We start from the raw sequence: 5,695 nt of genomic DNA on the forward strand, positions 1-5,695 counted from the left end.
CGAAACCAGCGATACGCAGTCACGCGCGCAACACCGTTGCGCTCAGCCCACGCCGCTAGATTCATACTTTCTGTTCCTACAGCACACCACCGACAACTACCGACCACTCAACCCGCAACAGCTGGCAACCCCACGGCCGGGCCCATGCGCGGTATTCCTCCGCGATTCCGTGAAGTTGCCGTAGTGCTTCCCGCGACATCGCCGCGAATCGCATCGTGCCAAAAACCGCCGCGCCAACCACGGCGCCCGCTGCGACATTCGGGTCAACACCCGATCCATCAGCGGAAGCTCGTCGTACACAGCCGGCTCGGTGAGCGGCAGGGCGCCCGCGACGATCGCCACCCGCGTCACCCGATGCGCCAGCGCGTGACCGACCGGAGCGGCCGCCTTCACATCGAGGCGGCAGGCCAGCCCGCCGTGGGCGTTGACGATCGGAAAACCGTCGGGATCGCCGTATTGCGCATACCCGATGATCCGCCCGTCCGGCAGCCGGGTGACCTGATCGTCGGCGCCTCGCACCCTGATGATCATCCCGCACGCGGCAACTGCGCGGCCGCGAATCGCAGATCGGCGACGAGCGCCGCGAACGACTTCTCCCGATCCTCTGGTGGCCCACGCAGCAGGGCCGACGGATGAGTCGTGACCACCACCTGGGGATCGACATCCAGTTCGTCGGTCTCCGGCAATAGCAGCACCTCGCCGCGGTGAGCGGTTAGCCGAAAATCACTGCCCAACAACGACTTTGCAGCGGTCGCCCCAAGCAGGACGACGACGTCGGGTTGCACGGCGGAGATTTCGGCGAACAACCACGGCCGGCAGGCCACTACTTCGGTCCGGCTGGGCGTCTTGTGAATGCGGCGCTTGCCCCGGAAGGTGAACTTGAAGTGCTTCACGACGTTGGTCAGATACACCCGTTCGCGATCGATATCGGCGGCCGCCAGTGCCTTGTCCAGCAGCCGGCCCGCCGGGCCGACGAACGGCTTGCCGGCCCTGTCCTCCTGATCGCCCGGCTGCTCACCAACGAGCAACAGCGCAGCGGACCGCGAGCCGTCGCCGAACACGGATTGCGTCGCGTTGAGGTACAGATCGCAGCCCTTACAGCCCTCAGCGGCGTCCGCCAGCTCGCCCAGGTCGGGTGTGTCGGGGACGAAGTCGGCCGCGGTCTGTGCCGCCATGACTGGCGGATACCCGGATTCGGATCCCATCATTCGCAAAAGGGTTGTCAGAACCGTCAATTGGTGCGGCGCGGATCATTGTCGGCAAGCTCACGCCGCCGCATGCCAATTGCTATCAGTGCGGGTAGGAGCGCCAAAGCCGCCGCGACAGTGTCAACGGGTGTGGTGAATCGCCTCCCCGGTCGTCGGACAACGGGTTAGGGTCGTTCGTTGGCGGTGCAACTGACACTGGGAGGGTATGGATGAGCGGCTATCGGACCGTGGTGGTCGGCACGGACGGGTCGGATTCGTCGTTGCGTGCGGTGGACAAGGCCGGCCAGATTGCGGCGGGATCGGGCGCGAAGGTGATCGTGGCGACGGCCTACTTCCCCCAGAGCGAAGATCAGCGGGCAGCCGACCAGCTCAAGGATGAGGGCTACAAGATGTCCGGCAACGCCCCGATCTACGCGATCCTGCGGGAGGCGAAGGACCGGGCGAAGGCGGCCGGGGCGACCGACATCGAGGAGAAGGCCGTCGTCGGGGCGCCGGTCGATGCGCTGGTGGACCTGGCCGAGGAAGTGAACGCGGATCTGCTGGTGGTCGGCAACGTCGGGTTGAGCACGATTGCGGGCCGGCTGCTCGGTTCGGTGCCGGCCAACGTCGCGCGCCGGTCTAAGTCCGACGTGCTGATCGTGCACACCACGCCGTAAAGGTCAGCAACGCCAAGACGATCACCCAGTCTCCAAATCGTTGGTAGACGGTGGTCCGCGACCCCAGCGGAACGTTCACGACCAAGGCACCGCGATTGGTGGCGGGAAACCACCCGAGTTCGCGGCCGCGCGCGTCGAACGCCGAACTGACACCGGATAGCCCGGCATGCACCGCCGGGTGGCCCACTTCCACGGCGTGTACGGCGGCCATGCTCGCCAACTGCGGCTGTGCCCACGTGCCCTGATATGTCGACGTCGAGCTCTGATACGCCAGCAACTCGGCACCCAGCTGCACCTCGCGTCGAGGCAGGTCCGAGAACGTCGCCTCGAAGCTGATCAACGGGCCGACAGCCAACGAGTCCGTGTGCAGCACGACCGGTCCTTCACCCCGCCGACGGTCCTCGGCAGCGGCCTTGGTGTGCCTGGTGGCCCAACCGAGCAGCGGCCGCAGCGGTACATATTCACCGAACGGCACCAGCCGCGTCTTCGCGTACGAGCCTCGCGCACCGTCCGGCCCGATCAGCACCGACGACTTGTAAATCCCGCCGCCCGGTGCGCGTGCATCGACGTTGACCAGCAGGTCCGCTCCGATCCGCCGGGACAGCTCGGCCAGGCGCGCCATCACGTCCGGATGGCTCGCGAGGTCCACGCCAACGCTGCTCTCACCCCACACGACCAGATCGAGCCGCTGGCCCGCCAGGTCCGCGGTGAGCGCCTCACTAGCGGCCTGTCGGGGCGTCGCGTCGTCGATATCGCCCGGCTGAACGAGCGCCACCCGAGCCGTCGGCCCCGGCGGAGGCGCCGGCCCCAACCAGAACCACGCCGGGCCGACCGCCACCAGGACGACGGGCAGCGCAATCGCCCAGGCGGAGCGCACCAGGATCGCCCCGACGACCGCGGTATTGACCGCAACAACGAGAAAGCTGACCAGCCATACGCCGCCCACCGACGCCGACGCCAGCGTCGCCGGCTGATTCCACTGGGAGGTGCCCATCAGCGCCCACGGCCCGCCCAGTTTGTCCCAGGACCGCGCCGCTTCCGCGAGTACCCATGCGCTCGGCAGCACGGCGACGGCGGCAAGCACTCGCCGGACGGTGAGCTCCCCGGAAAGCAGTCGGTGCGCCACCCACCCCCACGGCAGCCACAGCGCCCCGAGCCCGACGGCGAGCACCGCCAGCAGCGGCCCCGCGCTGGGTAGCAGCCAGTACTGGGTGGCGACCACGAACCCGGCCATGCCGACCCACGCGCGCACCGCGCCCTGCACTGCGGTCGACGCGGTGCGCACCACAAACAGCAACGGGACCAGCCCGACCCACGCCAGCCACCACCATGACGCCGCAGGGAAGGCAAGGGCAGGCAGTGCACCGGCGATCAGGGCCGCCGCGTAGCCCCGGACCGAACTCAGGTAGTCGACGCCTTCGCGATCTCGGCGATCGCCGCATCCAACGTCGCGTTGAACTCGTCGTCGCTCTGCTGTGCGGTGAGCCCCTCGGTGAGGGCACGGGAGAAGCTGGCGATGACGCCGTGGTTGCGGGCCAGTTTCTCGCACGCCTCGTCGCGGCCGTAGCCGCCGGACAGCGCCACCACGCGGACCACCCTGGGGTGGTCGGCGAGTTCCCGGTACAGGTTGTCGGTGTCCGGCAGCGTCAGCTTCAGCATGACGTTCTGGTCGTCGCCGAGCTGGTTCACGCCCTCGAGAAGCCCGGCCTTCAGCTGGTCCTCAGCCTGGGCCTTGCGCGGGCTGTGGATGTCGACCTCGGGCTCGATGATCGGCACCAGGCCCTTCGCGAGGACCTGCCGAGCGACCTCGAGCTGCTGCGCCACCACCGCGTCCAGGCCCCCGCCGGGCAGCTTGATGACAGACCTTTCTTTGGTTCCGAAGACGCCGTTGGCTACCGCGCGGTCCAAGAGGTCGTCCAGGCCGGGCATCGGCTTCATGGTCTGCGCGCCGTCCTTCTCGTCCGCCAGACCCTTGTCGATCTTGAGGAACGGCACAACGTTCTTGACGTTCCACAGGTAGTCGGCGGTGGGGCGGCCGTCGATCTGGCGGTCCATCGTCATCTCGAACAGGATCGCGCCCATGATGCGGTCGCCGTCGAAGGCCGGGCTGGTGATGATGCGGGTGCGCATCTCGTGGACGAGGTCGAACATCTCCTCATCGTTCGAGTAGGCGTCCTCGGGGATGCCGTAGAGCTTCAGCGCCTTGGGGGTGCTGCCGCCGCTCTGGTCAAGTGCCGCGATGAAGCCGGCGCCGTTCTGCGCCTTCTTGAACTGATCCTGATTCATGCCTATCTCCTTACCAGGCGGCCTCTGTCATCATGGCATCCCCTCGGCCCAGTCGATATGCCCCTCGAAGCCCAGCGCCGTCGCTGTGTCTCGATACCGGTGCTTGAGGTCGCGGTATGCAGCCCCATCCCCGTGAGCCCGGGCCAGCATCGCGCGTGACCGCAGCAGCCAGACGTCCCGGATGACCGACCCTTCGGCCGGCGCGGTTGCCAACTTAGCGACCGCAGCTTCGGCTTCGGCCAGGTCTGCCTCGGCGCTGCGGGCCAAAAGCGTCTGCACGAAAACACCGATTGCTGGAATGAAGTAGCCGACCTGGCCACGGGCCACCATGACGTCCACCGACTTCCGGATGACCGCTATTCCACCGTCGCGGTCGCCACCTCTGGCCTGGGCCCATCCGAAGAAGAAGTCCATGAGTGGAAGTTCCATCCCCATGAAGCGTTGCCGAATGGACGTGTCGTGGACCTGTGCCAACAAATCGAGCCCGCGGTGCCGATCGCGTGCGGAATCCCGCCACAGCAGTACGGAGCTGAGCACCCACTTGACCATGGCAACGGCGTAGTCATTTCCGGACAACTCGACGGTCCTCAGCGCGTTCTCGGTTGTGCGCACTGCCGAATCGTCGGCGCGGAGTACCCCGTTCCAAACGCCAGTGCCGTACTTCCACGACATTGTCACCGAGAGGGTCAGCGGTTCGGCGCTCTTCTCGGCGAGTGCAACGCCGTCGTCGAGGTCCTCTCGCCAACCAGGACGGCCGAACCACGATCGGGCCAGGCCGCGCAGGCCGAAAGCCGCCGCCAACGGCGAGCCCACAATGAGGTTGCCCTTCGTTGGATCGCCGTCTGCCCAATCGATGATTCCCTGCGCCAACCGCAAAACTTCGTCGAGCTCGCCGAATTGCGCCTTGATCCCCGCAGCGCCGAATGCCGCTTGGGCGGTCAGGGCCGGATCGCCGATCGAGTCGAGTAAGTCCATCATTTCCGAAACCAGTCGCAGTGCCTCCTGCGGCTCACCGCGCTGCACACGTACGGACAGCGGACCCATGATGGCGACGGCCAGTGAAGTCTGGTCGCCTGCCGGAGCGCATAGTTCTCGCAATTCCTCGAAGCGCGCCTGCGAGTCGTCGGCATGGATCCGCCAGTCGGTTGCGCAGATCGCGGTGCGTGGTGCGATGCGCATCGCCGGGCGACCGGGATGATCCGCGGGCAGCGCATCGGCAACTTGGCGGGCACGTTCCCAGCAGGCACGCGCCGCGGCGATATCACGGTTGTTCGACCACGCGCCCGCGCGCATATGCCAGTCGAATGCAGCCTGTAATTCGCCGGCTGCCTCCAGGTGCTCGGCGATCAGCGCGGCTTTCTCGTCATCGCCCCCGCTTCGGTGTTCGATCGCGTTGGCCACCCGCCGATGCAATTCGACCCGATCGGATCTGAGCTGCGTCTCGTATGCGACGCTGCGGATAAGGGGTTGGTGAAACACATACTCGGGCTGTCGAGTGAACGTGACCTGATCGATGAGTTGAGCCGCCAGCAGGTCGTCGACCAC

6 protein-coding genes and 1 pseudogene are annotated in these 5,695 nt (G+C 66.8%); 1 reads left to right on the forward strand and 6 read right to left on the reverse strand.

Going from position 1 to position 5,695, the window contains the following annotated elements; all coding sequences use genetic code 11:
* The 3 genes and pseudogenes from ACRDU5_RS22145 to ACRDU5_RS22155 all read right to left on the reverse strand — a co-directional run.
* Nucleotides 1-65 (reverse strand): annotated as a pseudogene (locus ACRDU5_RS22145) (IS607 family transposase); the annotation flags it as partial.
* Between the two features lie 31 nt (nucleotides 66-96).
* Nucleotides 97-519 (reverse strand): hypothetical protein, encoded by a 423-nt coding sequence (locus ACRDU5_RS22150; RefSeq protein WP_526617137.1) that lies wholly within the window; start codon nucleotides 517-519, stop codon nucleotides 97-99.
* Nucleotides 520-527: 8 nt separating this feature from the next.
* Complete coding sequence (locus tag ACRDU5_RS22155) at nucleotides 528-1,175, reverse strand: UdgX family uracil-DNA binding protein (RefSeq protein WP_526617138.1); 648 nt, start codon at nucleotides 1,173-1,175, stop codon at nucleotides 528-530.
* Nucleotides 1,176-1,417: 242 nt separating this feature from the next.
* On the opposite strand from ACRDU5_RS22155, the gene ACRDU5_RS22160 reads away from it, so the two are divergent.
* Nucleotides 1,418-1,864: a universal stress protein gene (locus tag ACRDU5_RS22160; protein ID WP_526617139.1), complete on the forward strand. Its 447-nt coding sequence runs from the start codon at nucleotides 1,418-1,420 to the stop codon at nucleotides 1,862-1,864.
* Here ACRDU5_RS22160 and lnt read toward each other — a convergent pair.
* The 3 genes from lnt to ACRDU5_RS22175 all read right to left on the reverse strand — a co-directional run.
* On the reverse strand, nucleotides 1,827-3,239 hold the full coding sequence (gene lnt, locus ACRDU5_RS22165) for an apolipoprotein N-acyltransferase (protein ID WP_526617142.1): 1,413 nt from the start codon (nucleotides 3,237-3,239) through the stop codon (nucleotides 1,827-1,829). The genes ACRDU5_RS22160 and lnt overlap by 38 nt on opposite strands.
* Before the next feature lie 26 nt (nucleotides 3,240-3,265).
* Nucleotides 3,266-4,150 (reverse strand): fructose bisphosphate aldolase, encoded by an 885-nt coding sequence (locus ACRDU5_RS22170; protein WP_526617140.1) that lies wholly within the window; start codon nucleotides 4,148-4,150, stop codon nucleotides 3,266-3,268.
* A 30-nt stretch (nucleotides 4,151-4,180) separates the two neighbouring features.
* The coding region (locus tag ACRDU5_RS22175; protein WP_526617141.1) for an ATP-binding protein at nucleotides 4,181-5,695 on the reverse strand (1,515 nt) is incomplete at its 5' end.

This window comes from Mycobacterium sp., from assembly GCF_050701515.1.
In the GTDB taxonomy this organism is placed as follows: domain Bacteria; phylum Actinomycetota; class Actinomycetes; order Mycobacteriales; family Mycobacteriaceae; genus Mycobacterium.